The sequence below is a fragment of the Advenella sp. genome (assembly GCF_052108595.1).
Lineage (GTDB): Bacteria > Pseudomonadota > Gammaproteobacteria > Burkholderiales > Burkholderiaceae_B > Advenella.
On the sequence record NZ_JBQEAU010000069.1, the window covers coordinates 1 to 23,427 of the forward strand.

Genomic DNA, 23,427 nt, shown 5'->3' on the forward strand with positions numbered 1-23,427 from the left:
GGAGGTGCTTTTTTTGCTACGTCCTTTTTTGCATCTGCTTTCCTGTCCGGCTCATTTTTTGCTTCGGCCTTTTTGGCAACAGCTTTCTTGGCTGGTGCTTTTTTGGCAACTGCTTTTTTAGCGACTGCTTTTTTAGCAACGACTTTTTTAGCAACGACTTTTTTGGCAGGTGTTTTCTTCACAACTGCTTTCTTGGCAGGGGCCTTTTTGGCAACTGCTTTCTTGGCTGCAGGTTTGGCTGCAGCTTTCTTTACAGCTTTCTTGGCGGTAGTAGCCATGATATTGCTCCTTAGAAAGGGTCCTAATCACAAATTAAAAATACATCTACGTAGATATAATTCAAGACAAGCAACGAAAGAGCTTGGCTTAACTACCATTTGATATGTTCCCCACGCTGTGTGCGAAACATCTCAAATGGATCTGATGAAATGAATTCAAATTCCATCATAAGCGTAAGGGTAACGCATAACGTCGTATAACGAAAGAATTTCTTATTGATATTATTGGCTTAACTCAATTTATTTAGCTCTCGGGACGGTTGATCAGGTGTTTTGTATTCATCTGAAATTTTCATCTTGCACATGCGTGGTGATTTTTCAAATCGCAAATTTCGATTTCAACTGTGTTCTTGAATCGCAATTGAAAGTGCATGATCAGCTCGTATCGGATGGTGCATTGTCTTCATCCGATTTTTTAAAAATGCAGATAGTGTTTCGCAAAGCCAATGTTTACAACGCTTTGCGCCTCGCGCGTAAATTTCCAGAACGCATTGCGTGCGAACAGGCATTGTGGGCGCGGTATTCATGCTCGCTCAATTGTCCTGCTTCGACCCGGTTTGTGCGACTGTTTTCACGGTTGCCAGACATGGCCTTGGTCAAACAGCAAAAGCGTTTGATTGGTTACCGTGAGAGATTTTGTTAAAAACCAACATTTTCACAACAAGATGCGCGCACAAAAGAAAAAACGCTGCGAATGAAGCAGCGTTTTTTTCTTTCGGCATTACATCAACCTGCCGGATTTGCGGCGATCGTTAAACCTGGTCAAGCCGTTGCAGAACGAGATCGCGACCTAGAATGGCCAGAACCGCATCAATGGCAGGCGTCTGTTTTTGGCCCGTGACGGCAACGCGCAATGGGATACCAAGCTGTGGCATTTTCAAACCGTTGTCGGCCAGAAACTGTTTGACCAGTGCAGCCAGAGCAGGTGCATCCCATGAGTTGAGCGCGGCAGCTGCAGCGGCGAACTTCTTTAGCGTTGCGCGTGCGTCTTCGGTCAGCACGGTAGCGGCAAGTTGTGGGTCAGCCGGCTGATATGGGGCGCAAAAGAGCATCGCGTTATCGGCCAGCTGTTCAAGAGTCTCTGCCCGATCACGGAACAAATTCAAAATGGCTGCCAGATCCAGGCCTGCAGTGGTGCCACCGCGCGCGGCAATGCGCGGCGCAACATGGGCGACCAATGCGTCGTCGGCCAGTTCCCTGATGTAGTGCGCGTTTACCCAATTGAGTTTTTTAGGGTCCCATTGCGCGGCAGACTTGGACAGATTGCGAGTGTCGAACCATTGCACGAACTGTTCGCTTGTGAACAGTTCCTGGTCGCCGTGACTCCATCCCAATCTGGCCAGATAGTTGATCATGGCTTCGGGCAAATAGCCCTGTGCATCATATTCCATGACGCTGACTGCGCCGTGGCGCTTGGACAGTTTCTGGCCATCGGGGCCAAGAATCATCGGTAGATGCCCATACTCGGGCACCGTTGCGCCCAGCGCTTTCAGAATATTGATCTGGCGGGGCGTGTTATTGACGTGGTCATCTCCGCGGATCACATGAGTGATTTGCATGTCGTGATCGTCTACCACCACACAGAAGTTGTAGGTCGGCGTGCCATCCGGGCGGGCGATGATCAGATCGTCTAGCTCGGCATTGTCGATTGAAATGGGGCCTTTGAGCATATCGTTCCAGGTCACCGCGCCTTCCTGCGGATTGCGGAACCTGACAACCGGCTTGCGTCCTTCCGGCACGGGCGGCAGAGTTTTGCCAGGCTCAGGTCGCCAGGTGCCGTCATATTTTGGCTTGCGCCCCTGCGCCTTGGCTGTCTCGCGCATATGCTCCACTTCTTGCGGGCTGCTGTAGCAGTAGTAGGCAGTACCTGCTTCCAGCATGGATGCCAGCACCTGCTTATAACGATCGATTCGCTGCATCTGGTAGAAGGGGCCTTCGTCTGCATCCAGTGACAGCCATTTCATGCCGTCCAGAATAGCCTGTACCGCTTCTGGTGTAGAGCGCTGCACGTCGGTATCTTCGACACGCAGAACGAATGTGCCGTTGTGATGGCGGGCAAAGGCCCAGGAAAACAGGGCGGTGCGTGCACCCCCCAGGTGAAGATAACCGGTAGGAGAGGGCGCGAACCGGGTGCGAACTGCTGTTGGGGCAGATTGGGACGTATTCATTGTGATTGCTCGGCAATTGGATAAATCAGAAGAGAGTCAGTTTAAAATGTTATGAATGACCAGAGCAAACGAATCAGCTGTTTATATAAAAAGATCTGGCCCGTTCAAATCATTCAACTCCAAGAGGATGTATGTTGCGTCACCGACTCGCGGCATTTTTTGAACCACGCTCGCTATGTGTCATCGCCGACACCGAGCTTGCCGTTTTCACACAGGTTCCCGCCTACCTGAAGGCAGCTACCGATCTGCTGCCGCTACCTGAAGACTTGAGTTCGGCGCAGCAGCAACTGCAGCATTGGGAGATGACGCCTGGCCGTGATCTTGCTGTGGTATGTGTCCGGTCCGGACTGTTGGCTGCCGTTTTGCAGCAAATGGCGGTGGCGCCGCCGCGCGCCATTCTGTTGTTGCCTGGCCAGGTGGTTGACCAAGCCCCGCAGGACACCCGTGATTTGATCCAGGATTGGTGCACAGAGCATGGGGTCATGCTGCTGGGGCCGCGCGCCTTCGGCATTTATCGCCCGCATCTGAATCTGAACCTGAGTCTGGCGCAGATGCAGCCGCGCGCAGGCCGGATTGCCGTGATATCACAATCGCGAATGCTGTTGCGTTCGATTATCGACTGGGCCGAAGATGTCAACCTGGGATTGTCTGCTGCCGTATCGCTGGGAGAAGTGACCGATGTCGATCTGCCCGAACTGGTCGAGTATCTGGCAACCGATGCGCGCACCGACAGTATCGCGTTGTACCTGGACAAACTCACCTCGGGCAGGGAGCTGATCAGCGCTTTGCGCGCCGCATCCAGTGTGAAGCCGGTGATTGTATTGCGTGCCGGTCGTGCAGACCCGGAACTGTCCGGCAGCGACGTGGTGCTGGATGCCGCGCTCAGGCGCGCTGGCGCAATTCGCGTGAATTATTTTGTCGAGCTGTTTGCGGCAATCAAGGCCATGTCGTATGCCAGAAGGCCCCGCGGCGGCAAAATTGCCATGCTCGCCAATGGTCGCGCTTCGGCGCAATTGGTGCAGGATGCCATTCCCGCCGACAGTTCCATGTCCATGGCGCCTCTCACGCAGAGTACGGTCAAGTGCCTGAGTGAAATTTTTGGCGTCAGCACGCTAGTCGATAATCCGGTCATTCCGTATGTGCCCCTGACGCCCGAAGCGCTGATCGATGGCTTGCGGTGCCTGATAGCAGATAGCCAGGTCGATGCCGTCATGGTCATTCTGGCGCCAGACGAATTTTGCGATATGCAGCAAGTGGTCAGGGCGTTGGCCGCATTTGCACCTGGCGCACACAAGCCGATCGTGACCTGCCTGCTGGGAGAAGCCAAAATGCGCCCCCTGCGCCGGCTGCTTGATCAGGCGGGCATGCCTGCCTTTCGCACGCCCGAAACGGCGCTCAGTGCCGTTTTGTCGCTCACTTCGTACCACTATAACCAGCAACTGCTGCTGCAAACCCGTTATGTGCATTCTGGGCAGCGGCCGGCTGAACTTGAGCAGGCACGCGCGATTCTGGAGACGGCCAGCAGTGCGACTGCGAGCGAGCTTACCCGTGAACAATGCATTGGGCTGGTCGAATGCTTTCACCCGAACGTACGCTGGGAGCCTGACGAAGAAGATGAGCGATTCAGTACGCTGGATGATGTTCCCTCTGTCATGATCCGCGTTAGTCGCGATCCGATTTTCGGGCCGTGGATCTGGTTCGGAGAGGGCGGGCATATGGTTCGCTTTTCCGCCTCTGATCGGGGCGTGGATCTGCCGCCGCTGAACCTGAATCTGGCTGGCAAACTGATCGAGCGCAGTCGGGTCTGGCGCCAGGAACTGCAGTCTTATGTCGAGCCGCAAATTCTGCGCAGGTTGCAGGGGTTGCTGGAAACCATCAGCGAAATGGTCAGCGAGTTGCCCGCTATTGAGTCAATGGAGTTGGATCCGATCATCCTTGGCTATCGGGACCTGCATGTCCGCGAAATCCGCATCCGGGTGGCCAAGTCGCTGCCTGCGCAGATCCCGCAGAAAACCGGCTTCAGTCATATGGCGATTTATCCCTATCCAACGCACTTGGTGCAGGATCGTGTTTTTGCAGACGGCTCGCCCTGGGTGTTGCGACCCATCCGCCCCGAGGATGCCGATGCGTTGCAGGAGTTCATTCGCGGACTTTCCGAGAAATCACGCTATATGCGTTTTGTGTCCATGATGCGTGAACTCACGCCCAAGATGCTTACGCGCTACACGTATGTGGACTATCATCGTGAACTCGCCCTGGTGGCCACCACGCAAATTCCGAATCCTGCCAACCGCGGCTTACCACAAGAGATCATTATCGGGCTGGCGCATTACCTGCGCAATGCCGATGGTGTGGGTGCGGAATATGCCCTGGTCATCAGCGACCAATGGCAAAAACGCGGTCTCGGAAGCAGCCTGATGCAGGCGCTTATCATGGCTGCCCGCCAGCAGCAACTGAACTATCTCGAAGGCGTGGTGCTCTCGAGCAATCGACCCATGTTGCATCTGATGACTTCTCTGGGTTTCATCAACGAAGAAGATGCGGAAGATCCATCTATGCGCCGGGTCTGGTTGCCGCTGACCATGGCGGAACAGGCCTGACCCCAGCCTGGCCGCATGTTGTTGTGTAGATCTCGATTGCAGATACAAGCGGCAGTCTCGTCGGGCTGTGAACGGGAAGGCCATATATTGCCGGCGCTGGCAATTGACTGCATCAGTCATGACAATTGAAATGACACATGAGTCGGACAATGATGAACCAGAAATAGGGGTGCGCGCCGCTATGTATTACCAAATTGCCGTCAATAAAATTTATTGACGGCAATTTTTTTTCCTGCAGGAAAATGCGCGGCGGCCCGGGGCAGGCAAAAAATATTATTGCGTGATCTTTTGCAGAAATGCCGAGATATCGTTGATCTCATCCAGATTGACCGAGTGCGCCATGGGGTAGGTACGCCATTCGGTATTGCTGTAATTGTTTGCCAGCAGCCACTCGCGTGTTTGCTGGGCAAAGCTGATATCGACGACCGGGTCATAGGTGCCATGCGCGATGAAAATTGGCATGTCAAGATGTGCAGTGTTATGTTCAGCAACGCTTTTGTCCGCCATGGGCAAATAGCCCGACAGGCAGATCAGGCCAGCCAGTTTCTCTTGTGAGCGCAAGCCGGTTTGATAGGCCATCGCGCAGCCTTGGGAGAACCCGGCAAGAATAATGTTTTCAGTGGGCACGCCGCGTTCGTTTTCCCGTCTGATCAGCGCTTCAATGGCAGCCTGGGAAGTGCGCAGACCGGATTCGTCGACATCACGACTGACATTACTCAGCGCGATGATGTCATACCACGCGCGCATCGGCATTTGGTTGTTAATGGTAACGGGACGCACCGGCGCATTCGGAAACACAAAACGGATGCGCCTGTCGGCGGGCAGGCGCAGTTCGGGAATGACCGGCACAAAATCATTGGCATCGGCGCCCAGCCCATGCATCCAGATGACAGAATGAGTGGGCGCAGCAGTCTTGTCGCTGCCGTGTTCGATTTGCACGCAGTCCAGTAAGTGTTCCATTCGATTCATTCCTTGGTCAGCAAAAGCTTGATGGCCTGAAAAAGGGCCCGATAATGTTTGCGCTGTGTTTCGTGCCCGGCTGGAAGTGCTGCGTTCTGCTCGCGTTCGCGGCGTGCGCCGCGAATCAGGGCGCGCAGGGCCTGCGCATCGGCCTGGGGGTAGTCATTCAACAGGCGAGTCAGGGCCTCGTCTTCGTCAATCAAACGATCGCGCAGCGTTTCCATGCGGTGCATGTTTGCGGTCTGTTCACGCGAGCCGTGTTCCCATTCGTCCATTTTTTTTGCAATGGCGGCTGTATCGGCGGTGCGCAGCAGCTTGCCAACATAATGAATCTGCCTGCGCCGGCCTTCGCGCCCAGTGGTTTTTTGCGCCGTGCGAATGGCTTCAAGCGTTTTTTCGTCCAGATCCAGTTGCTTGACTTTTTCCATTGGCAACTCTACCACCTGCTTGCCCAATTCCAGTATGGCAAGCAATTCGCGCTTTACCTGGGATTTGCTGGGACGGTCATAAAGCGGTCCGTCATCGCTCTGATCTGCATTCTGCATACATCGCTGTCAATAAAATGGTTAATATGTCAGTATGATAACCGCCTAATGTGAAGCCGTCATAATGAATTCCCGATTGAATCCGAAAACCTCCATGCCCCATACCCAACCCGACTTTGAAGAACTTGTTCAACTGGCGCTGTCCCATGCCAAAAAACAGGGCGCCAGCGATGCCGCTGCCGAAGTGTCCGAATCAGGCGGTTTGTCTGTGTCGGTGCGCAAGGGCAATATTGAAACCGTTGAAAAAACACAGGACCGCTCGCTGGGCGTGACCGTCTACGCCGGCAACGCGCGTGGGTCGGCGTCGACCTCTGACCTGTCAGCCGCCGCGATCCGCGAAACGGTCCAGGCTGCCTGGAATATCGCCAAGTACACGGCAAACGATGAAGCTGCGGGTCTGCCCGACGAAGCGGATCTGGCTGTCGAGCAGCCCGATCTGGAGTTGCACCGCCCCTGGAGTATTTCATCGGAAGAGGCGGCCGAGCTGGCTATCGAAGCCGAAGCCGCTGCACTGGACTACAGCAAGCAGATTACCAATTCTGAAGGCGCTGGGGTCGATACCTATCAGGGTCGGTTCGTGCTGGCCAACTCGCGCGGGTTTATGGGAGGCTATCCTTACTCCCGCCACGGCATGTCGGTCACGGCTATTGCCGGTAAGGGCAACAATATGCACCGCGACTATTGGTATACCTCTGATCGCTACCCCGAGAGGCTGGCCAAAGGGACTGATATCGGGGTGTATGCCGCGCAGCGGGCCCTGTCGCGACTGTCGGCGCGGCGTATCGGCACCGGCAAATACCCGGTGCTGTTCGAAGCGCCGCTCGCACTGGGCCTGCTTGGCGCACTGACGCAGGCCATCAGTGGCGGGGCGCTGTATCGCAAATCCACGTTTTTGCTCGATTCGCTGGGTAAGCAGGTCATGGCCGACCATCTGCAGATCAGTGAGAATCCATTCATCAAAGGTGCGCTGGGCAGTTCTGCCTTTGATGATGAAGGCGTCCAGACGCGTGCGCGCCAGTTGCTGACCGACGGCATACTCAATGGCTACCTGCTGTCAACCTATACGGCACGTAAACTGGGCATGCGCACCACCGGTAACGCCGGTGGCTCGCACAACCTGCTGCTGAGCTCTTCGCTGACCCGTCGCACCGATGATCTGCCGGCCATGCTCAAAAAAATGGGCACCGGCATCCTGGTGACTGAGCTGATCGGCCAGGGGGTGAACTATGTCACTGGCGACTATTCCCGGGGCGCTTTCGGCTACTGGGTGGAAAATGGCGAAATCCAGCATGCGATCACCGAATTTACGATTGCCGGCAATCTCAGGGATATATTCCTGAATATTGTCGGTGTCGGCAGCGATGTGATCACACGGGGTTCGAAAACCACAGGTTCGATCCTGATTGATTCAATGGCGATCGCCGGGCAGTAATCCGACCACAGGGAAAGTACTTAATCGGCTGTAACGCACTATGTAAATGGGCATAGTGCGTGTATATTTAGCGGGTTAAATTTTTTTCCAAGAATAACGAAATACTTCGGAGTAGCCATTATGCAACGTCGTTCCTTCCTCAAAAAAGCAGGCTTGGGCGCTGTGGCCAGCACGGGCGTTATTGCCGCCCCGGTCATTGCCCAGGAAAATCCCGCGGTCAAATGGCGCATGGCGTCCAGCTTTCCTCGCAGCCTGGTCGCGCTGTTCGGTTCCGCTGACCGTTTTACAAAATACGTCAAAGAAGCCACAGACGGCAATTTGCAGATTGATTTGTTTCCAGCAGGCGAAATTGTGCCCGCGTTGCAGGTGTTGGACGCCGTGTCCAATGGCACTATCCAGGCCGGGCACACTTGTGGCTATTACTATTTAGGCAAAAATCCGTCATTTTGTTTCGATACGGCGGTCCCCTTTGGCCTGAATGCCCGTCAGTTGAATGCCTGGATGCTCGAGGGCAACGGCAAAAAACTGATGCGTGATCTGTTTGGCAAGGTCAATATCGTCAACTACCCCCTGGGCAATACCGGCACGCAAATGGGCGGCTGGTTCCGCAAGGAAATTAAGTCTCTGGATGACCTCAAGGGACTGAAAATGCGTACTGCCGGCCTGGCGGGCGAAGTGCTGGCCAAGCTGGGTGTCGTTCCCCAACAAATTGCCGGTGGCGATATCTATCCGTCGCTGGAAAAAGGCACGCTGGATGCCGTTGAATTTGTCGGTCCGCTGGACGATGAAAAACTCGGCTTTAACAAAGTGGCCAAATATTACTACTATCCGGGGTTCTGGGAAGGTGGCGCGCAGGTCTCGGCCTATTTCAACAAAGATGCCTTTGAAAAGCTTCCCAAGCACTATCAGGCGATTCTGGAGTCTACCGTGATTCGGGCTCACACCGAAATGATGGCCATGTACGATTCCATGAACCCGGGCGCATTGCGTCGCCTGATCGCCAATGGCGCCGTGCTCAAGGAGTTCCCGAAAGAAATGATGGACGCTTCTTTCAAGGCCACGGCTGAAATTTACAAGAAATATTCGGATAAGGACGAGACCTTCAAGGCCATCCTGACCGACTACATGGCCTATCGTGACGATTTGATCCCCTGGTTTAACGTCGTCGAAGGCTCCTATACTCGCTACGTCGCGCATGCCATATCGCAGGCGCGCAAGTAAGTTGGTGTCATCGCCCTGCGGCTGTTGCAGGGAGTAAGCAGCAAATCGAGCCATGTTCTCGCTATAAGAGGGCATGGCTTTATTTATGATGCCGGTTCTGTCTTACTTGCCTTGGGTTGCTTGCGCTGGTTGCTCACAAAGGCTATTTTCGGGCTACTTCCAGGGATTGCTTCCAGATACTTTGCTCGGCATCACTTGCGCTGGGGTATTAGGGCGGATTGGCGCAGGGCAGACAAGGGCAAAACGGGCGTCCCTTGGCGACTGTCGCAGCCAGGAGACAAATCCCGAAAAAAACCGGCACGACAGGGCGTCGTTACCTCTATTTCATTGTTTTATTTGAAAAAAAGTTTTTTGCATGTTAATATCACGGGCTTATCTGTGTTTTTGCACTGTCGCAGGGTAATTTACAGTCATTGTATCTTTTGGTGCGTTGCTGCTTATTTCCCTTGTTTATAACGTTCAGGCGAATCAGGTAACCCGTCGGATTACGATCGCCGGCGCCACCTTTATCCGTTTTACGGGTATTAAACCGTGTGCCCCCGGTAGTGATCCGCTTCAAACTCAAAATTTAGGAATACATCATGAAGACCTTTGTGGCCAAGCCCCATGAAGTCAAACGTGACTGGTATGTTATTGATGCAAAAGGCAAAGTCCTTGGTCGTGTAGCCAGCGAAGTTGCACGCCGTTTGCGCGGTAAACATAAACCGGAATTTACCCCTCACGTTGACACCGGCGATTACATCGTCATTATTAACGCAGCTGATATCGTTGTAACAGGCGCCAAATCGGAAGACAAAAAATACTTCCGTCACTCTGGCTATCCTGGCGGCATCTACGAAACAAACTTTCGGAAAATGCAAGAGCGTTTCCCCGGTCGTGCGATTGAAAAAGCCGTTAAGGGCATGCTGCCAAAAGGTCCCCTGGGTTACGCCATGATCAAGAAGCTCAAGGTGTACGCGGGTGCCGAGCATCCTCATACTGCCCAGCAGCCTAAAACGCTGGAATTCAAAGGATAAATCATGATCGGTAATTGGAATTATGGAACGGGCCGTCGTAAAACGTCAGTTGCCCGTGTGTTTCTGAAAAAAGGTACAGGTAATATTGTTGTCAACGGTAAACCTGTTGACCAGTATTTTGCTCGTGAAACAGGTCGCATGGTTGTTCGCCAGCCCCTGGTGCTCACAGAGATGGTTGAATCTTTTGATTTTCACATCAACGTACACGGTGGCGGCGAAAGCGGCCAGGCTGGTGCGGTGCGTCACGGTATTACCCGTGCGCTCATGGACTATGATGCTACACTCAAGCCCGCGCTGTCAAAAGCCGGCTTTGTAACACGTGACGCCCGTGAAGTTGAACGTAAGAAAGTGGGTTTCCACAAGGCGCGTCGTCGGAAGCAGTTCAGCAAACGCTAATTTGTTTCGCTACATGTCGAAAAGGCCGCTTTTGCGGCCTTTTTCTTTTGGATTCTTTATAATAGTTTTTCTGCGCTTAATCATTCAATGGATACAAACACAATGGCTTCTTCCTCTTCAACTGTCAAAGTTGGTATTGTTGGTGGTACAGGTTACACCGGAGTAGAGCTGTTGCGTCTGCTGTCCGCTCATCCGAATGTCCGGTTGCACGCCATCACCTCGCGCAAAGAGGAAGGCATGCCGGTTTCGGCCATGTTTCCCAATCTGCGTGGTCATGTTGATCTGGCTTTTTCAACGCCTGAAAACGCTGCGTTGACCGAATGTGATGTGGTGTTTTTTGCGACGCCCCACGGTGTGGCCATGGCGCAGGCGCGTGAACTTATGGATGCCGGCGTCAAGGTCATTGATCTGGCTGCAGATTTTCGCCTGCAAGATACGGCTGTATTTGAAAAATGGTACAAAATGCCGCACAGCTGTCCTGATATTCTGAAGCAGAGTGCTTACGGGCTGGTTGAATTGAATCGGGACAATATTACCGGTGCGCAAGTCATTGGCAATCCGGGTTGCTATCCCACTACGGTCATTCTGGGTCTGGCGCCGCTGCTGGAGAAAAAACTGGTGCATACCGGCAATATTATTGCCGATTGCAAATCAGGTGTCTCGGGCGCCGGGCGCAAGGCTGAAGTGAGCACCCTGTTTTCCGAAGCGGGTGACAACTTCAAGGCATACGGCGTAGCCGGACACAGACATCACCCGGAAATTACCGAGCAACTCACTGCGCTGGCAGGCGAAGCGGTCAAACTTACCTTCGTTCCTCATCTGGTTCCCATGATTCGCGGTATGCTGTCCACCATTTATGTCACCATCAAGGATGACGCACTGGATACGGATTTCCAGGCGCTGTACGAGTCTCGCTACGCCAACGAGCAGTTCGTGGACGTGATGCCGGCAGGCAACCAGCCCGAAACCAGATCGGTACGGGCTTCAAACACCTTGCGAATTGCCGTGAGTCGCCCAGATAATGGCAATCAGCTCATTATCATTGTGGTTCAGGACAATCTGGTCAAGGGTGCCGCTGGTCAGGCCGTACAGAACATGAATCTGCTTTTCGGGCTGCCTGAACAGGCAGGTCTGGGCGGCGTAGCCATTCTTCCCTGATCTGACGGATATGTCCATGATCGCGCGCGGCTTTCTGTTTCTGGTTGGTGTCTCTTTGGGGGGCAGTGCTGCGTATTATTACACGCATAATATGATGCAGCGTGAAATGTTCAGTCAGAGGACCGAGTTGTCCGAGCAATTGTCTCATGCGCTGATGCAGGAGAAAATCAAGCTGACGGAGCTGCAAAGTCGCCTGGATATTTCCGAGACGCAGATGACCATGGATCGGGCGACGATCGCGGAGTACGAAAGTCAGGTCAAAAAATTGCAGGATGACCTGTCGCGCACCTCCGCGCAGCTGTCCTTTTATGATGAGCTGGTGCCGGCGGGCCCTCAGGGCGCGATCAGTGTGCGCGGCTTCGATGCGGTCGTGGAAGGACGCCGTGTCCGCTTCAAGGTGCTGGTGTCCCGGCAGGCCCAGGCCGGTACGGTATTTAAGGGTGAGCTCAAATTTACGGCGACCGGCACCTTAAAGGGTGAGGCGGCCACTGTAGATCTGATTCCGGACACAGTTGAGCACGCCAGTACGGGTTCGGACAGCATTCCAGCCGTTACCGACTTGAAAATACAAGCCCCGGCCCCAATATTAAAGCTGGATTTTGAAACTATTCAGCGAATCCAGGGTCTATTGATGTTTCCAGAGGGCTTTGTGCCCAAAAAAATCACCATGCGCGTACTTGAGGGAAAGACGGTGCGTGCGTCGCGCACCGCCGAACTGTCTCCCTGATATTGCGCCATATGGTAAAATGAATTTCTGCTAACGGTGGCTGTATCCCACCAGGAGTCTAAAAATGAGTACTGTTCTCGAATCTGTCGATCTGCAAGCCCCTCCCACCCCGTTGCTTTTTACCGAAGCGGCAGCCACAAAGGTCAAGGACCTGCTTATCGAAGAAGGCAACCCCGAGCTCAAACTGCGCGTGTTCGTGCAGGGCGGCGGCTGTTCCGGCTTCCAGTATGGCTTCACGTTTGACGAAGTGATAAACGAAGACGATACCACGATCGACAAAAGCGGCGTGCAACTGCTGGTTGATCCAATGAGCTTTCAGTATCTGGTTGGTGCCGAGATCGATTACAAGGAAGATATCGAGGGCTCACAATTTGTGATCCGTAACCCGAACGCGACCACAACCTGCGGCTGCGGCTCTTCGTTTTCGGTTTAAACGCGAATATACGATTGCGCGGTGTTCGCAAGAGGAATGCCTAAAAAATATCCCTTAAAGGCATGGCCAAGAGGAATATCCAAAAGGTGTCTCCTTGCACTGCGCCCGTCAGACAAATCCGGCTCCCTTTTTTTTGGGGCGCCGGATTTTTTATTGGCCTGTCGCCTGGGGTTGGCTCGCGTCTAAGCCGGGTACAGGCAGCCCAGTATGGTTTTTCTGCGGGCGCCGGTCACCGATGGCGTGCCGGCAGAGTGACCGGACAAAAAGGCATGGGCCAGCCAGGCAAAGGCCAGCGCCTCCATAGACTGCGAGGCAATGCCATGGGCATCGCTGGTACTCAGTTGCACGCCGGGCAGGCGGGACTGCAGATCCTCAAGCAGGGCCCGGTTACCGGTTCCGCCTCCGCACACAATCAGTGTCTGGCTGTCGGCGGCATGGCGGCCAATGGCCTGGGCTACGGTTTCTGCCGTAAAGGCCCGCAATGTCGCCTGCACATCCTGCGGCGCAATTGCCTCAAACCCGGCAAGCCGCGTTTGTAGCCAGGTGTGGTTGAAAAGATCGCGCCCTGTGGATTTGGGTGGTGGCAATGCCAGCCAGGGTTCGCCTTCAATGAGGGCGTCAAGAAGGGGTTGGTGCACGGTGCCGCCGGCCGACCACGCGCCGTCCTTGTCGTATGATTCGCCGGTATGGGCCAAACACCACATATCCAGCAACACATTGGCCGGTCCGGTATCAAAGCCGGTCACATCCTGGCTCGAACGCAAGATGCTGATATTTGCAATACCGCCCAGGTTCAGGACCGTTACTGTCTGCTCGCTGGCAAACATCGCCTCGTGAAAGGCCGGCACCAGGGGCGCGCCCTGACCGCCGGCAGCGACATCGCGGCTGCGAAAATCGGCCACGACTGCAATACCGGTGTTTTCTGCCAGACGGGCCGGGGCATTGAGCTGAATGGTGAAACCCAGTTCGGGGCGATGCCTGACGGTTTGTCCGTGAGCGCCAATTGCAGCGATCCGGCTGGCGGGTAGATTCGCCTGCGCCAGCAAATCGTCCACCACCTGGGCATACAAGTCGGCCAATTGGCAACTGGCAAGGCCGGCACGTTCCAGCTCGTTGTTGCCGGCACGATTTAAGTCCAGCAATTGCGCTCTGAGTGCAGTCGGCATGGGTCGCGAGGCAGATGCCGCGATTTGCGGACGGTCAGTGCCGGAAAAGGCGGCCAGCACGCCGTCGGCGCCATCGGTGCTGGTGCCGGACATCAAGCCGATCAAATAGCGGGGTTCCTGTGCTTGAGTCATGAGCATCTGCCTAGCCGAAAAGGGTATAATTTAACATTGAAATATGCGCAAAAGGGCGTTTATCGGCTTGGTTTTGTTGCCAATGTCCTTCTTTTACCCATCTGCCCGCGCCCAGGAATCAGAAATTTATGTCAACACCCGAATCACCCCTTAGTCCGGAAGTGGAAAACGACCTGCAAACAGCGCTGCGTGGCTGCGACGAGTTGCTGGTTCAGTCTGAATTTGCCGTCAAGCTGCAAAACAGTCGTAACACAGGTACGCCGCTGCGTATCAAGCTAGGCCTGGATCCCACCGCTCCCGATATTCACTTGGGGCACACCGTGGTGCTCAATAAAATGCGCCAGCTTCAGGATATGGGGCACAATGTTATCTTTCTGATTGGCGACTTCACCTCCATGATCGGCGATCCCAGCGGGCGCAATGCGACCCGTCCGCCTCTCACGCGCGAGCAGATCGAAGTCAACGCCAAAACCTATTATGAGCAGGCCAGCAAGGTGCTGGACCCGTCGCGTACCGAAGTGCGCTACAACTCCGAGTGGTGCGATCCGCTGGGTGCGCGCGGCATGATTCAGCTGGCTTCCCGCTACACGGTTGCCCGGATGATGGAGCGCGATGACTTCACCAAGCGCTTCAAGGGCGGTATTCCCATTTCCGTCCATGAATTTCTGTACCCGCTTATGCAGGGCTATGACTCGGTCGCGCTCAAGGCAGATCTGGAGCTGGGCGGAACAGACCAGAAGTTCAATCTGTTGGTGGGGCGTGAGTTGCAAAAGGAATATGGCCAGCCGGCCCAATGTATTCTGACAATGCCTTTGCTCGAAGGCCTGGACGGTGTCGAAAAAATGTCCAAGTCCAAGCATAATTACATCGGTATTACGGAAACGCCCGACTCCATGTTCGGCAAGCTTATGTCCATCTCCGATACATTAATGTGGCGTTATTATGAATTACTTTCATTTAAGTCGCTGCAGGACATTGCTACACTTGCCCAACAGGTCAAAGAGGGCAGAAACCCGCGCGATGTGAAGGTGGAACTGGCGCAGGAAATCATTACGCGTTTTCACTCCGCAGCGCAGGCCAGCAATGCGCTGGCCAACTTCGAGGCGCGTTTTCGCGATGGCGTCATTCCGGAAGAAATGCCCGAAATCAATCTCGGCCCGGGCCCGCTTGGTATTCTGCGGATCCTGAAGGAGGCCGGTCTGGCCAGTTCCGGCACCGAGGCCGGGCGCAATGTACAGCAGGGTGGGGTGCGGGTCGACTCGCAGCGTGTGGAAGACAAGAATCTGCAGCTGGAGGCCGGCACCTATGTGGTCCAGGTAGGCAAACGCAAGTTTGCCCGGGTCACCGTCAGCGCCTGACGCGAAGCCATGTCTGCCCGCCCTGTGAGCGTGGCAGATTGCGGTTTTTCAGGCAACAAAGGAACAGCAGGCAAAATCGTACTCTTGCCTGGTGTTCATCCGCGCCACAAGCGCATTTTGATCTGTTTTTATTGTATTGAAGGGGATGTCATGAAAATCAGCAGCCAGTCATTTGAACACGAAAAAGCAATCGGGCCGGTTAACGCCTTTGCCAAGCCGGATGCGCAGGCGCACATGATTCTGTCGGACAACAAAAACCCACATCTGGCCTGGACCGATGCGCCGGAAGGCACGCGTTCATTCGTTGTCCTGTGCGTAGACAAAGACGTACCCAGCAAGCCCGATGACGTCAATCAGGACGACCGTGAAGTGCCGGCCAGCCTGCCCCGCGTTGATTTCTATCATTGGGCGCTGGTCGATATTCCAGCGAGCATCACCGAGATCGCCGAAGGTGAATTTTCCAATGGCGTGACGCCCAAGGGAAAAAGCGGCCCGCTGGCTGCCAAGGACATGCGCCAGGGCATTAACGACTTTACCAACTGGTTTGCCGGCGATCACGATATGAAAGGCGATTACTTTGGCTATGACGGTCCATGCCCGCCTTTCAATGATGCACTGGTGCACCGCTATTATTTTACGGTCTATGCGCTGGATATCGATACATTGCCATTGACCGGCAGCTTTACCTGCGCCGACGTGGCCGAGGCCATCGCGCCCCATGTGCTGGATCAGGCCACGATCATGGGGCTGTATTCGCTGAACCCCAAAGTTTCCTTTTGAATTTTATCCAATTACCCGCTTTATATAGGACACGTTATGTTTGACCGCTCGCTAACTCTTGACAAGGTAGATCCGGAACTCTGGAGTGCCATCGAACAAGAAAATACCCGTCAGGAACAGCACATCGAACTGATTGCTTCTGAAAACTACACCAGCCCGGCAGTGATGCAGGCGCAGGGCACGCAACTGACCAACAAGTACGCGGAAGGCTATCCTGGCAAGCGCTACTACGGTGGCTGCGAATTTGTCGATATCGCTGAAGAGCTGGCCATCGGGCGCCTGAAGGAGTTGTTTGGCGCTGAAGCGGCCAACGTGCAGCCGAACTCCGGTTCACAGGCCAATCAGGGCGTGTACATGGCGGTGCTCAAGCCTGGCGACACCGTGTTGGGCATGAGCCTGGCAGAGGGCGGACACCTTACACATGGCGCATCGGTCAATGCATCGGGCAAGCTGTACAACTTCATCCCTTACGGGCTGGACGAAAACGAAGTGCTCAACTACGATCAGGTTGAGCAACTGGCCAAAGAACACAAGCCCAAAATGATTGTGGCTGGCGCTTCTGCGTACTCCCTGACAATCGATTTTGAGCGCATGGCCAAAATTGCCCATGACAATGGCGCATACCTGATGGTCGACATTGCTCACTACGCAGGCCTGGTTGCCGGTGGGCAGTATCCGAACCCGGTTCCTTATGCCGATTTTGTCACGTCAACTACGCACAAATCCTTGCGTGGCCCGCGCGGCGGCGTAATCATGATGAAGGCAGAGCACGAAAAAATCATCAACTCCGCCATCTTCCCAGGCATTCAGGGTGGCCCGCTCATGCATGTCATCGCCGGCAAGGCCGTGGCATTCAAGGAGGCGCTCAGCCCGGAATTTGCCGACTATGCAAAGCAGGTCGTGGCCAATGCCAAGGTGCTGGCCGACACACTTGTCAAGCGTGGCTTGCGTATTGTTTCCGGCAAGACCGAAAGCCACGTGATGCTGGTGGATCTACGCGCCAAGGGCATTACCGGCAAAGTCGCCGAAGCACGCCTGGGAGATGCGCATATCACCGTCAACAAGAACGCGATTCCGAACGATCCGGAAAAACCGTTCGTGACCAGCGGCATTCGCTTGGGTACGCCGGCCATGACCACCCGTGGTTTTACCGAAGCCGAGGCTGAACTGACTGCAAATCTGATTGCCGATGTGCTGGACAACCCAGACGATGAGGCAAACATTGCTGCTGTTCGTGCTAAAGTAAATGAACTTACAGCGCGCTTTCCGGTTTACAAATAAACCGCGCGTTATCTCAACGCAATAACGTTATTGCACGGCACAGGACTTTAGCAAAATGAAATGCCCGTTTTGTTCACACCACGATACACAGGTTATGGACTCGCGGGTATCCGAAGAAGGCGACACCATTCGTCGCCGTCGCCGCTGTCTTTCCTGTGACCGGCGCTTTACCACATACGAACGTATCGAACTGGCCATGCCTGCCATAGTCAAGCGCAATGGCACCCGGGTCGAGTTTGATCCGGCCAAGCTGCAGGCCAGCCTGCGTCTGGCATTGCGCAAACGCCCGGTCAGTACCGAATTGCTGGAGCGGGCGGTCGCTCGCATCCAGGAATCACTGCTCAATTATCCGGAAAAAGAAGTCTCCACCGATCACATCGGTGAACTGGTCATGAGCGAGCTCAAGCAGCTGGATCAGGTTGCCTACGTACGGTTTGCCTCGGTCTACAAAAGCTTCCAGGACATCGAAGAGTTCGTCAACGCCATCAAGGAAATGCAAAAGCCGGTCAAGCCGCACAATGGTGGTCGCTCGGACGCCGTCGATAATGCCTGAGTGCTTGCGGCATGGCGCAGTGCGCACCGGCTCATGGGCACACTGACCCTTTATCATCGGAACATCGGTTTATGAATGATCAGGATTATATGGATCGGGCGCTGGCGCTGGCACGCAGCGTCATGTTCAGTACCAGCCCCAATCCGCGGGTGGGCTGCGTGATCGTCAACCAGGGCCAGATCCTGGGTGAGGGCGCAACCCAGCCGCCTGGCGGGCCGCACGCCGAGGTGTGCGCCATCCGCAATGCGCAGGCCAAGGGGCATGCGCTGGCGGGATCAACCTTTTACGTCACGCTGGAGCCCTGCAGCCACTATGGCCGCACGCCACCGTGCGTGGACGCGCTGCTTGCGGCAAAACCTGCGCGGGTTGTGATTGCCGCCAGAGATCCGAATCCGCTGGTCAGCGGGGCGGGCATTGGCAAACTGCAGGGCGCCGGCATCACAGTTGAAATTGGCCTGGGACTTGAGCAGGCACTGGAAATCAACCCCGGTTTCGTATCGCGCATGAGCATACAGCGCCCCTGGGTCCGCATGAAAATTGCCAGCACGCTCGATGGCAAGGTCGCCCTGAACAATGGCCGTTCACAATGGATTACCGGCGGCCAGGCGCGCGCCGATGGTCACCACTGGCGCGCCCGTGCCTGCGTTATCCTGACCGGCTCGGGTACGGTGCGCGACGATGATCCGCAGCTTACCGTGCGCGATGTAGCCACGCCCCGCCAACCCATTCGGGCCGTCATTGACAGCCAGTTTGCCATTGACGAAGACGCGAGGTTATTTGACGGCAATCCGGTGTGGGTTTTCGTGACCGAGTACAACGCTGCCAAGGCCGAACGCCTGGCCGCGCGCAACGTACGCGTGATTACGGTAAACGAAAAAAACAAGCATGTGGACTTGAAGGCCGTCATGGCCTGGCTGGGGCAGCAGGACATTAACGAGGTGCATGTGGAAGCCGGACCCGGTCTTAACGGCGCACTGCTGCAGGCCGGGTGCGTGGATGAACTGCTGGTCTACCTGGCCCCCACAATTCTGGGCGATGCCCGCTCGGCGGTTGCGCATACGCCGTTTAATGTGCTGGCCGACGCCTATCGCTTTGCGTTCTTCGATACCGCTGCCTGCGGCAAGGACATGCGCCTGCGAGCCAGGCTGCCCACGCGGTGGAATCAATTACAATTGCAATCGGGCGGCACAAAGCCCGATATGGAGTAAAGAATGTTCACAGGAATTATCAGCGGCGTTGGTCGCATCAGCCAGATCAAACCGGCCGGCAATAGCGCCGATGACGGCGTGCATCTGACTATCGAGGCAAACGACTTTGATCTGTCCGGGATCGGCCTGGGCGACTCGATTGCCGTGCAGGGCGCCTGTATGACTGTCGTGTCGTTGAGCGAAGGCGCTTTCCAGATCGATGTCTCGCGAGAGAGCCTGGACAAAACGACCGGGCTGGACAAGACCGGCGAAGTGAATCTGGAACGCTCACTCAAACTGGGCGATTCCCTGGACGGCCACCTGGTCTCTGGGCACGTAGATGGCATGGGGCAGGTCACGCGCTTTGAACAAGTGGGCGAGTCGCACGAGTTATGCATTCAGGTACCGACAGCGCTGTCAAAATACCTGGCTTATAAAGGCTCGGTCACAGTCAATGGCGTGAGCCTGACGGTCAATTCGGTCACGGACAACGCCGATGGCTGCGAGATCAGCATCAATATCATCCCGCATACGCTACAGGTGACAACACTCAAGCACCTGAAAAAAGGGCTAAAAGTGAATCTGGAAATCGATATGATTGCGCGTTATGTCGAAAGGATGCTAAAATAGCAGGCTAAATTGAGAACGGGTCGTTGTAATAAACGCAATGGTCGCAGTGAGTTCTTGATGACAGGGTCGGTGGCCGAGTGGTTTTTAAGGCGCCCACCTGCAGTAGCAGTTCTAAATAATAGGGTCGGTGGCCGAGTGGCTGAAGGCGCACGCTTGGAAAGCGTGTATACGGTAACGTATCGGGGGTTCGAATCCCCCCCAACCCGCCAGTCTTGTATACGTTAAGTAATGTATAAACACGAAATACCCCGTAAATTCAATGAATTGCGGGGTTTTTTGTTGCCTGTTTGGTTATGCAGGGGTGTATGCGTATGCTTGAAGATGCTCCCAATTGGGGGTATTGAACGAGCCTGGCCAGTCAAAACCTCCAATATGTCGTTAATGGTCCGAGCTTTGCGACCATTGTGCAGCAGATATCGACCAAGATCTCTGCCTGATTCTGAATTCAAGCGCAGTTGTGATTGGCGCGCAATTACGTATAAAGAATATGAATAGTGGATTACATTCATATTTGAGCGCCGCAGCTTTCTGATAAAGCTGCTCGAAAATAGGCGGTTCCATCTGTATAGTTTAATCAGGCGATGATGGTGGTGTCTGACTCTGCTGAAAATGATGTCCTGCCGAACGCGGTCATGGGCGAGCACAGGGCGAATGTTATGTGGTATTCGATTGTCGAATTTCACAGTTAGTGAAAATGGCATCTCATGATTAGTGAAAATATCCGGATTCTGCATTTGAAGGGAGATATAGGCAAGCATACAAGCTTGCCTATATTTTTTGCCTGTGAAACCAGAAATACTTCCAAACACACCCACGCGAGACACACAGGTGTGTGTTCGCGCCAAAGCCCCGCACGATAGTTGCAGCCAGCTATCCTTGAGACAAATCCATGCGGCTGGCGGTGGGAATTCACAACGCTACTTTGCCGCTGCCTGAACAAGGTCGAGAGTTAATTTCTCCATGAATGATGCCATCGTAAGTTCGCCTAAGTCCACTGCCTTGGCGCCGCCGCCAGCGATGAAAGTGACATCAGTAATGCCAATGACTTTAAGAATTAAACGAAGATAGTGCGTAGCAATGTCGCGATCCTGAAGAAACGCCCCTTCAGTATAAACGCCGCCTGAGGCAATAAGCACTGTTGCCTTTTTATCTGTGACCAGACCATGACCATCAAATCCAAGCGTCTTGCCTTTGCGAACAATTGTATCGATCCATGCCTTCAGTGAGGCCGGAACGTTATAGTTATAAACGGGTGTCGCTATCACAAGATGATCGGCTGCCTGCAATTCATCAATCAGTTTATCGGAGAGCTGTAGCCGTTCTTTCATCTCTGAAGTGTGCTGATCGGCAGGGGTGAAATATGCTTCAAGCCAATGTTCCGTGATGAACTGTAAATCGGTTTTTACCAGATCCCTCTCAATGATTTCACCAGACGGATTTGCGGTTTTCCAGCGCTCCAAAAATGACTGAGTCATGTTACGCGAGATTGAACCTTCTCCTCTGGGACTCGTTTCTACAACTAAAAGTGTGCTCATGCCTGTTTCCCTTGATGTGTGTTACGACACTATATCTCGCAGGGTTTATCACCGGAAGTGATAAAAATATGATAGTTTTAATCATATTTACCGATGGATATACGATGAAAGGGCGGCATTTTGATCGGAAACCTTACACTTGATCAGCTACGCGTACTGGTGGCAATTGTAGAGACAGGGAGTTTCTCTGCAGCTAGTAGAGCGCTATCGCGAGCGCAGTCGTCTATCAGCCAGGCCATTGCATCATTAGAGGCAACCCAGGGTATTTTACTGTTTGATCGAAGTGGTCATCGCCCACGTCTGACTGAGGCAGGCCGTGTACTCGTTGAGCATGCCAGGTTGGTTTTGGCGAGTGCAGGGCGGTTTGCGGCGGTAGCCAAAGGAGCTCGCTCCGGACTTGAGCCTGAGCTGACGATTGCCATTGATCCTTTAGTTCCAACAGCATCATTGATTGAAAGTTTGCGTCTGCTGCGTAAACAATTTCCTGACCTGCCGGTAAGCTTTTCAACAGAAGGGCTGGGTGGTTCACTACGACGATTACGGAATGGAACGGCGGCCACGGGAATTTGTCTGCTGCTTCCCACGGTGCCAGAGGATGTCGTGGCATATCCTTTACTTCGTATAAAAATGTTGCCCGTCGTGGCAACGGGACATCCCTTGGCATTCCTTAAGCGCCCTGTCATGCAAAGTGACTTTGAGGCCCATGTGCAGCTTGTACTTTCAGACCCTGTAGAGCCCCAAAGTGTGGATTATGGTATTTCAAGTGCCAGGCGGTGGCGCTTTATCGACATTGGCCGTCGTATGGATTTTCTGATGGCAGGGTTTGGCTGGTGTCGTATGCCCGAACATATGGTAGCAAGCGAAATTGCCGCGGGACATCTCGCATTAATGCAAATTGTTGATGACCCGACGCCAGAAGAAGGGCTTACGATCTATGCCGCCCATAAGCGCAGCGATGCGCTCGGACCAGCTGGACAGTGGCTGATGACAGAACTGAAGCAACGTTTCGCCTGATAACAATGCTGCTTACCGGCGTTTTAGAGGATTAAGGTACAACGGGTATAACCCCGTGTCTGAAGCGGGGAGGACTCGGCTTTTATACGGCCATGGTCAAATTGTGCTAATTGATGTGTCATATCGTCCACATCAAATTCTGATAGGCTTGGCTCGCGCGCAGCCCGAGTGATGTTCTGTCCAACTGCAAAGAGCTTGCCAAGAAATCTGCACGCAGAAGAGAAAAACCGAATACACGACAGACGCGCGACCGGTACGGCACAATGTGAACGAGGAGTCACACGAAGTGATTCGTAAAGGACGGGACCGAGAGGCGGTTACGGTTGGCAGTGCCAAGTGCATCTACTGCGGCGCTATATGGTTGCGCCTGTCGCTAGCCAAAAATCATGACGCATCATAGGCTTTGGGGGTCTCTCCTTCGTCTCGTAGTGCCTGCCGGGCAGGCCCTACGATTGCAGGCCAATAGTAGAGTTCAATCATCGTTTCGTTTCTCTTGTGGAACTTACGTAAGGGTTAAGAAGCGCTAGCACTGGACGGACCATTCCTTCGAGCAATTCTCGTTCTGGTCTTGTTCTGGCTACGACGCGCAGTCCGACATGAACGCCCAGTAGTAGCCGTCCCAGGTCAGTGGCCGATTGGGTTGTTGTTATCGTTCCGTCTTGCTGGCCGGCTTGGACGCATCGACGAAAGAATGCCTCGATATGTCCGAGAACTTCGGTGACAATTTCCCGGAATTCCGGATCGTGGGGCGCAAGTTCTAATGCGGAATTCACAAGCATGCATCCTTTTCGCTGCCTATCGGCCAGGGATCGTTGAATGATTTCCGAGAAAAAAGCGCTAATTGCTTGTGGTGGAGG

At 54.2% G+C, this 23,427-nt stretch carries 22 protein-coding genes and 1 tRNA gene; 16 read left to right on the plus strand and 7 right to left on the minus strand.

What is annotated here, in order from left to right:
• Positions 1 to 278 (minus strand): histone H1-like repetitive region-containing protein (locus ACTIKR_RS13045; RefSeq protein WP_442328052.1); only part of this gene is annotated, 278 nt, incomplete at its 3' end.
• A 752-nt stretch (positions 279 to 1,030) separates the two neighbouring features.
• The gene (gene gltX, locus ACTIKR_RS13050) at positions 1,031 to 2,446 is read right to left on the minus strand and encodes a glutamate--tRNA ligase (RefSeq protein ID WP_442328053.1); all 1,416 of its coding nucleotides are present in this window, start codon (positions 2,444 to 2,446) and stop codon (positions 1,031 to 1,033) included.
• A 131-nt stretch (positions 2,447 to 2,577) separates the two neighbouring features.
• Between gltX and ACTIKR_RS13055 the strand changes: the two genes are divergently transcribed.
• Positions 2,578 to 5,046, plus strand: a complete 2,469-nt coding sequence (locus ACTIKR_RS13055; protein WP_442328054.1) for a GNAT family N-acetyltransferase — start codon at positions 2,578 to 2,580, stop codon at positions 5,044 to 5,046.
• A 273-nt stretch (positions 5,047 to 5,319) separates the two neighbouring features.
• Here the strand turns inward: ACTIKR_RS13055 and ACTIKR_RS13060 are convergent, their stop codons facing one another.
• Together ACTIKR_RS13060 and yjgA are read right to left on the minus strand one after the other, a co-directional pair.
• Entirely contained in the window at positions 5,320 to 6,015 is a 696-nt protein-coding gene (locus ACTIKR_RS13060) for an alpha/beta hydrolase (RefSeq protein WP_442328055.1), read from the minus strand.
• Positions 6,012 to 6,551 carry a ribosome biogenesis factor YjgA gene (gene yjgA / locus ACTIKR_RS13065; RefSeq protein ID WP_193087579.1) on the minus strand — a complete coding sequence of 180 codons (540 nt, stop codon included), beginning with the start codon at positions 6,549 to 6,551 and terminating at the stop codon, positions 6,012 to 6,014. The genes ACTIKR_RS13060 and yjgA overlap by 4 nt, the downstream gene beginning before the upstream one ends.
• 64 nt (positions 6,552 to 6,615) lie before the next feature.
• Here yjgA and pmbA point away from each other — a divergent pair, with 64 nt between their 5' ends.
• From pmbA to erpA, 7 genes are all read left to right on the plus strand, one after another.
• Positions 6,616 to 7,983: a metalloprotease PmbA gene (gene pmbA / locus ACTIKR_RS13070; protein ID WP_442328056.1), complete on the plus strand. Its 1,368-nt coding sequence runs from the start codon at positions 6,616 to 6,618 to the stop codon at positions 7,981 to 7,983.
• Between the two features lie 120 nt (positions 7,984 to 8,103).
• Positions 8,104 to 9,204, plus strand: a complete 1,101-nt coding sequence (locus ACTIKR_RS13075) for a TRAP transporter substrate-binding protein (RefSeq protein ID WP_442328057.1) — start codon at positions 8,104 to 8,106, stop codon at positions 9,202 to 9,204.
• Positions 9,205 to 9,785: 581 nt separating this feature from the next.
• Complete coding sequence (rplM, locus tag ACTIKR_RS13080; protein ID WP_193087581.1) at positions 9,786 to 10,220, plus strand: 50S ribosomal protein L13; 435 nt, start codon at positions 9,786 to 9,788, stop codon at positions 10,218 to 10,220.
• A gap of 3 nt (positions 10,221 to 10,223) precedes the next feature.
• Positions 10,224 to 10,616 (plus strand): 30S ribosomal protein S9, encoded by a 393-nt coding sequence (gene rpsI / locus ACTIKR_RS13085; RefSeq protein ID WP_193087582.1) that lies wholly within the window; start codon positions 10,224 to 10,226, stop codon positions 10,614 to 10,616.
• A 102-nt stretch (positions 10,617 to 10,718) separates the two neighbouring features.
• Complete coding sequence (gene argC, locus ACTIKR_RS13090) at positions 10,719 to 11,774, plus strand: N-acetyl-gamma-glutamyl-phosphate reductase (protein ID WP_442328058.1); 1,056 nt, start codon at positions 10,719 to 10,721, stop codon at positions 11,772 to 11,774.
• Positions 11,775 to 11,790: 16 nt separating this feature from the next.
• The gene (locus tag ACTIKR_RS13095; protein WP_442328059.1) at positions 11,791 to 12,501 is read left to right on the plus strand and encodes a DUF6776 family protein; all 711 of its coding nucleotides are present in this window, start codon (positions 11,791 to 11,793) and stop codon (positions 12,499 to 12,501) included.
• Between the two features lie 64 nt (positions 12,502 to 12,565).
• A complete protein-coding gene (erpA, locus tag ACTIKR_RS13100; RefSeq protein ID WP_100695285.1) occupies positions 12,566 to 12,934 on the plus strand; it encodes an iron-sulfur cluster insertion protein ErpA in 369 nt (122 codons plus the stop codon).
• A 182-nt stretch (positions 12,935 to 13,116) separates the two neighbouring features.
• Here erpA and ACTIKR_RS13105 read toward each other — a convergent pair whose 3' ends face one another.
• On the minus strand, positions 13,117 to 14,232 hold the full coding sequence (locus ACTIKR_RS13105; protein WP_442328060.1) for an anhydro-N-acetylmuramic acid kinase: 1,116 nt from the start codon (positions 14,230 to 14,232) through the stop codon (positions 13,117 to 13,119).
• 128 nt (positions 14,233 to 14,360) lie between these two features.
• Between ACTIKR_RS13105 and tyrS the strand changes: the two genes are divergently transcribed.
• The 7 genes from tyrS to ACTIKR_RS13140 all read left to right on the plus strand — a co-directional run bounded on the left by tyrS (position 14,361) and on the right by ACTIKR_RS13140 (position 20,230).
• Positions 14,361 to 15,590, plus strand: a complete 1,230-nt coding sequence (gene tyrS, locus ACTIKR_RS13110; protein WP_193087586.1) for a tyrosine--tRNA ligase — start codon at positions 14,361 to 14,363, stop codon at positions 15,588 to 15,590.
• Positions 15,591 to 15,740: 150 nt separating this feature from the next.
• Entirely contained in the window at positions 15,741 to 16,370 is a 630-nt protein-coding gene (locus ACTIKR_RS13115) for a YbhB/YbcL family Raf kinase inhibitor-like protein (protein ID WP_193087587.1), read from the plus strand.
• A gap of 36 nt (positions 16,371 to 16,406) precedes the next feature.
• Entirely contained in the window at positions 16,407 to 17,651 is a 1,245-nt protein-coding gene (gene glyA / locus ACTIKR_RS13120) for a serine hydroxymethyltransferase (RefSeq protein WP_442328061.1), read from the plus strand.
• A 55-nt stretch (positions 17,652 to 17,706) separates the two neighbouring features.
• A complete protein-coding gene (gene nrdR / locus ACTIKR_RS13125; protein ID WP_193087589.1) occupies positions 17,707 to 18,204 on the plus strand; it encodes a transcriptional regulator NrdR in 498 nt (165 codons plus the stop codon).
• Between the two features lie 71 nt (positions 18,205 to 18,275).
• The gene (ribD, locus tag ACTIKR_RS13130) at positions 18,276 to 19,412 is read left to right on the plus strand and encodes a bifunctional diaminohydroxyphosphoribosylaminopyrimidine deaminase/5-amino-6-(5-phosphoribosylamino)uracil reductase RibD (RefSeq protein WP_193087590.1); all 1,137 of its coding nucleotides are present in this window, start codon (positions 18,276 to 18,278) and stop codon (positions 19,410 to 19,412) included.
• Between the two features lie 3 nt (positions 19,413 to 19,415).
• Entirely contained in the window at positions 19,416 to 20,021 is a 606-nt protein-coding gene (locus tag ACTIKR_RS13135; RefSeq protein WP_193087591.1) for a riboflavin synthase, read from the plus strand.
• Between the two features lie 121 nt (positions 20,022 to 20,142).
• Positions 20,143 to 20,230: transfer RNA gene (locus ACTIKR_RS13140), tRNA-Ser, on the plus strand.
• A 708-nt stretch (positions 20,231 to 20,938) separates the two neighbouring features.
• Here ACTIKR_RS13140 and ACTIKR_RS13145 read toward each other — a convergent pair.
• Positions 20,939 to 21,556: an FMN-dependent NADH-azoreductase gene (locus tag ACTIKR_RS13145; protein ID WP_193087592.1), complete on the minus strand. Its 618-nt coding sequence runs from the start codon at positions 21,554 to 21,556 to the stop codon at positions 20,939 to 20,941.
• 120 nt (positions 21,557 to 21,676) lie between these two features.
• Here ACTIKR_RS13145 and ACTIKR_RS13150 point away from each other — a divergent pair, with 120 nt between their 5' ends.
• A complete protein-coding gene (locus ACTIKR_RS13150) occupies positions 21,677 to 22,570 on the plus strand; it encodes a LysR family transcriptional regulator (protein WP_193087593.1) in 894 nt (297 codons plus the stop codon).
• Between the two features lie 476 nt (positions 22,571 to 23,046).
• Here the strand turns inward: ACTIKR_RS13150 and ACTIKR_RS13155 are convergent.
• Positions 23,047 to 23,427, minus strand: a 381-nt coding sequence (locus tag ACTIKR_RS13155; RefSeq protein ID WP_442328062.1) for a TetR family transcriptional regulator C-terminal domain-containing protein, incomplete at its 5' end; no start/stop codon positions are given.

What these genes read in the sequence shown, in the direction of transcription:
- gltX (WP_442328053.1), bottom strand. Translation starts at nt 2,446, where the DNA reads ATGAATACGTCCCAATCTGCCCCAACAGCAGTTCGCACCCGGTTCGCG.
- ACTIKR_RS13055 (WP_442328054.1), top strand. Translation starts at nt 2,578, where the DNA reads ATGTTGCGTCACCGACTCGCGGCATTTTTTGAACCACGCTCGCTATGT.
- ACTIKR_RS13060 (WP_442328055.1), bottom strand. Translation starts at nt 6,015, where the DNA reads ATGAATCGAATGGAACACTTACTGGACTGCGTGCAAATCGAACACGGC.
- yjgA (WP_193087579.1), bottom strand. Translation starts at nt 6,551, where the DNA reads ATGCAGAATGCAGATCAGAGCGATGACGGACCGCTTTATGACCGTCCC.
- pmbA (WP_442328056.1), top strand. Translation starts at nt 6,616, where the DNA reads ATGAATTCCCGATTGAATCCGAAAACCTCCATGCCCCATACCCAACCC.
- ACTIKR_RS13075 (WP_442328057.1), top strand. Translation starts at nt 8,104, where the DNA reads ATGCAACGTCGTTCCTTCCTCAAAAAAGCAGGCTTGGGCGCTGTGGCC.
- rplM (WP_193087581.1), top strand. Translation starts at nt 9,786, where the DNA reads ATGAAGACCTTTGTGGCCAAGCCCCATGAAGTCAAACGTGACTGGTAT.
- rpsI (WP_193087582.1), top strand. Translation starts at nt 10,224, where the DNA reads ATGATCGGTAATTGGAATTATGGAACGGGCCGTCGTAAAACGTCAGTT.
- argC (WP_442328058.1), top strand. Translation starts at nt 10,719, where the DNA reads ATGGCTTCTTCCTCTTCAACTGTCAAAGTTGGTATTGTTGGTGGTACA.
- ACTIKR_RS13095 (WP_442328059.1), top strand. Translation starts at nt 11,791, where the DNA reads ATGATCGCGCGCGGCTTTCTGTTTCTGGTTGGTGTCTCTTTGGGGGGC.
- erpA (WP_100695285.1), top strand. Translation starts at nt 12,566, where the DNA reads ATGAGTACTGTTCTCGAATCTGTCGATCTGCAAGCCCCTCCCACCCCG.
- ACTIKR_RS13105 (WP_442328060.1), bottom strand. Translation starts at nt 14,232, where the DNA reads ATGACTCAAGCACAGGAACCCCGCTATTTGATCGGCTTGATGTCCGGC.
- tyrS (WP_193087586.1), top strand. Translation starts at nt 14,361, where the DNA reads ATGTCAACACCCGAATCACCCCTTAGTCCGGAAGTGGAAAACGACCTG.
- ACTIKR_RS13115 (WP_193087587.1), top strand. Translation starts at nt 15,741, where the DNA reads ATGAAAATCAGCAGCCAGTCATTTGAACACGAAAAAGCAATCGGGCCG.
- glyA (WP_442328061.1), top strand. Translation starts at nt 16,407, where the DNA reads ATGTTTGACCGCTCGCTAACTCTTGACAAGGTAGATCCGGAACTCTGG.
- nrdR (WP_193087589.1), top strand. Translation starts at nt 17,707, where the DNA reads ATGAAATGCCCGTTTTGTTCACACCACGATACACAGGTTATGGACTCG.
- ribD (WP_193087590.1), top strand. Translation starts at nt 18,276, where the DNA reads ATGAATGATCAGGATTATATGGATCGGGCGCTGGCGCTGGCACGCAGC.
- ACTIKR_RS13135 (WP_193087591.1), top strand. Translation starts at nt 19,416, where the DNA reads ATGTTCACAGGAATTATCAGCGGCGTTGGTCGCATCAGCCAGATCAAA.
- ACTIKR_RS13145 (WP_193087592.1), bottom strand. Translation starts at nt 21,556, where the DNA reads ATGAGCACACTTTTAGTTGTAGAAACGAGTCCCAGAGGAGAAGGTTCA.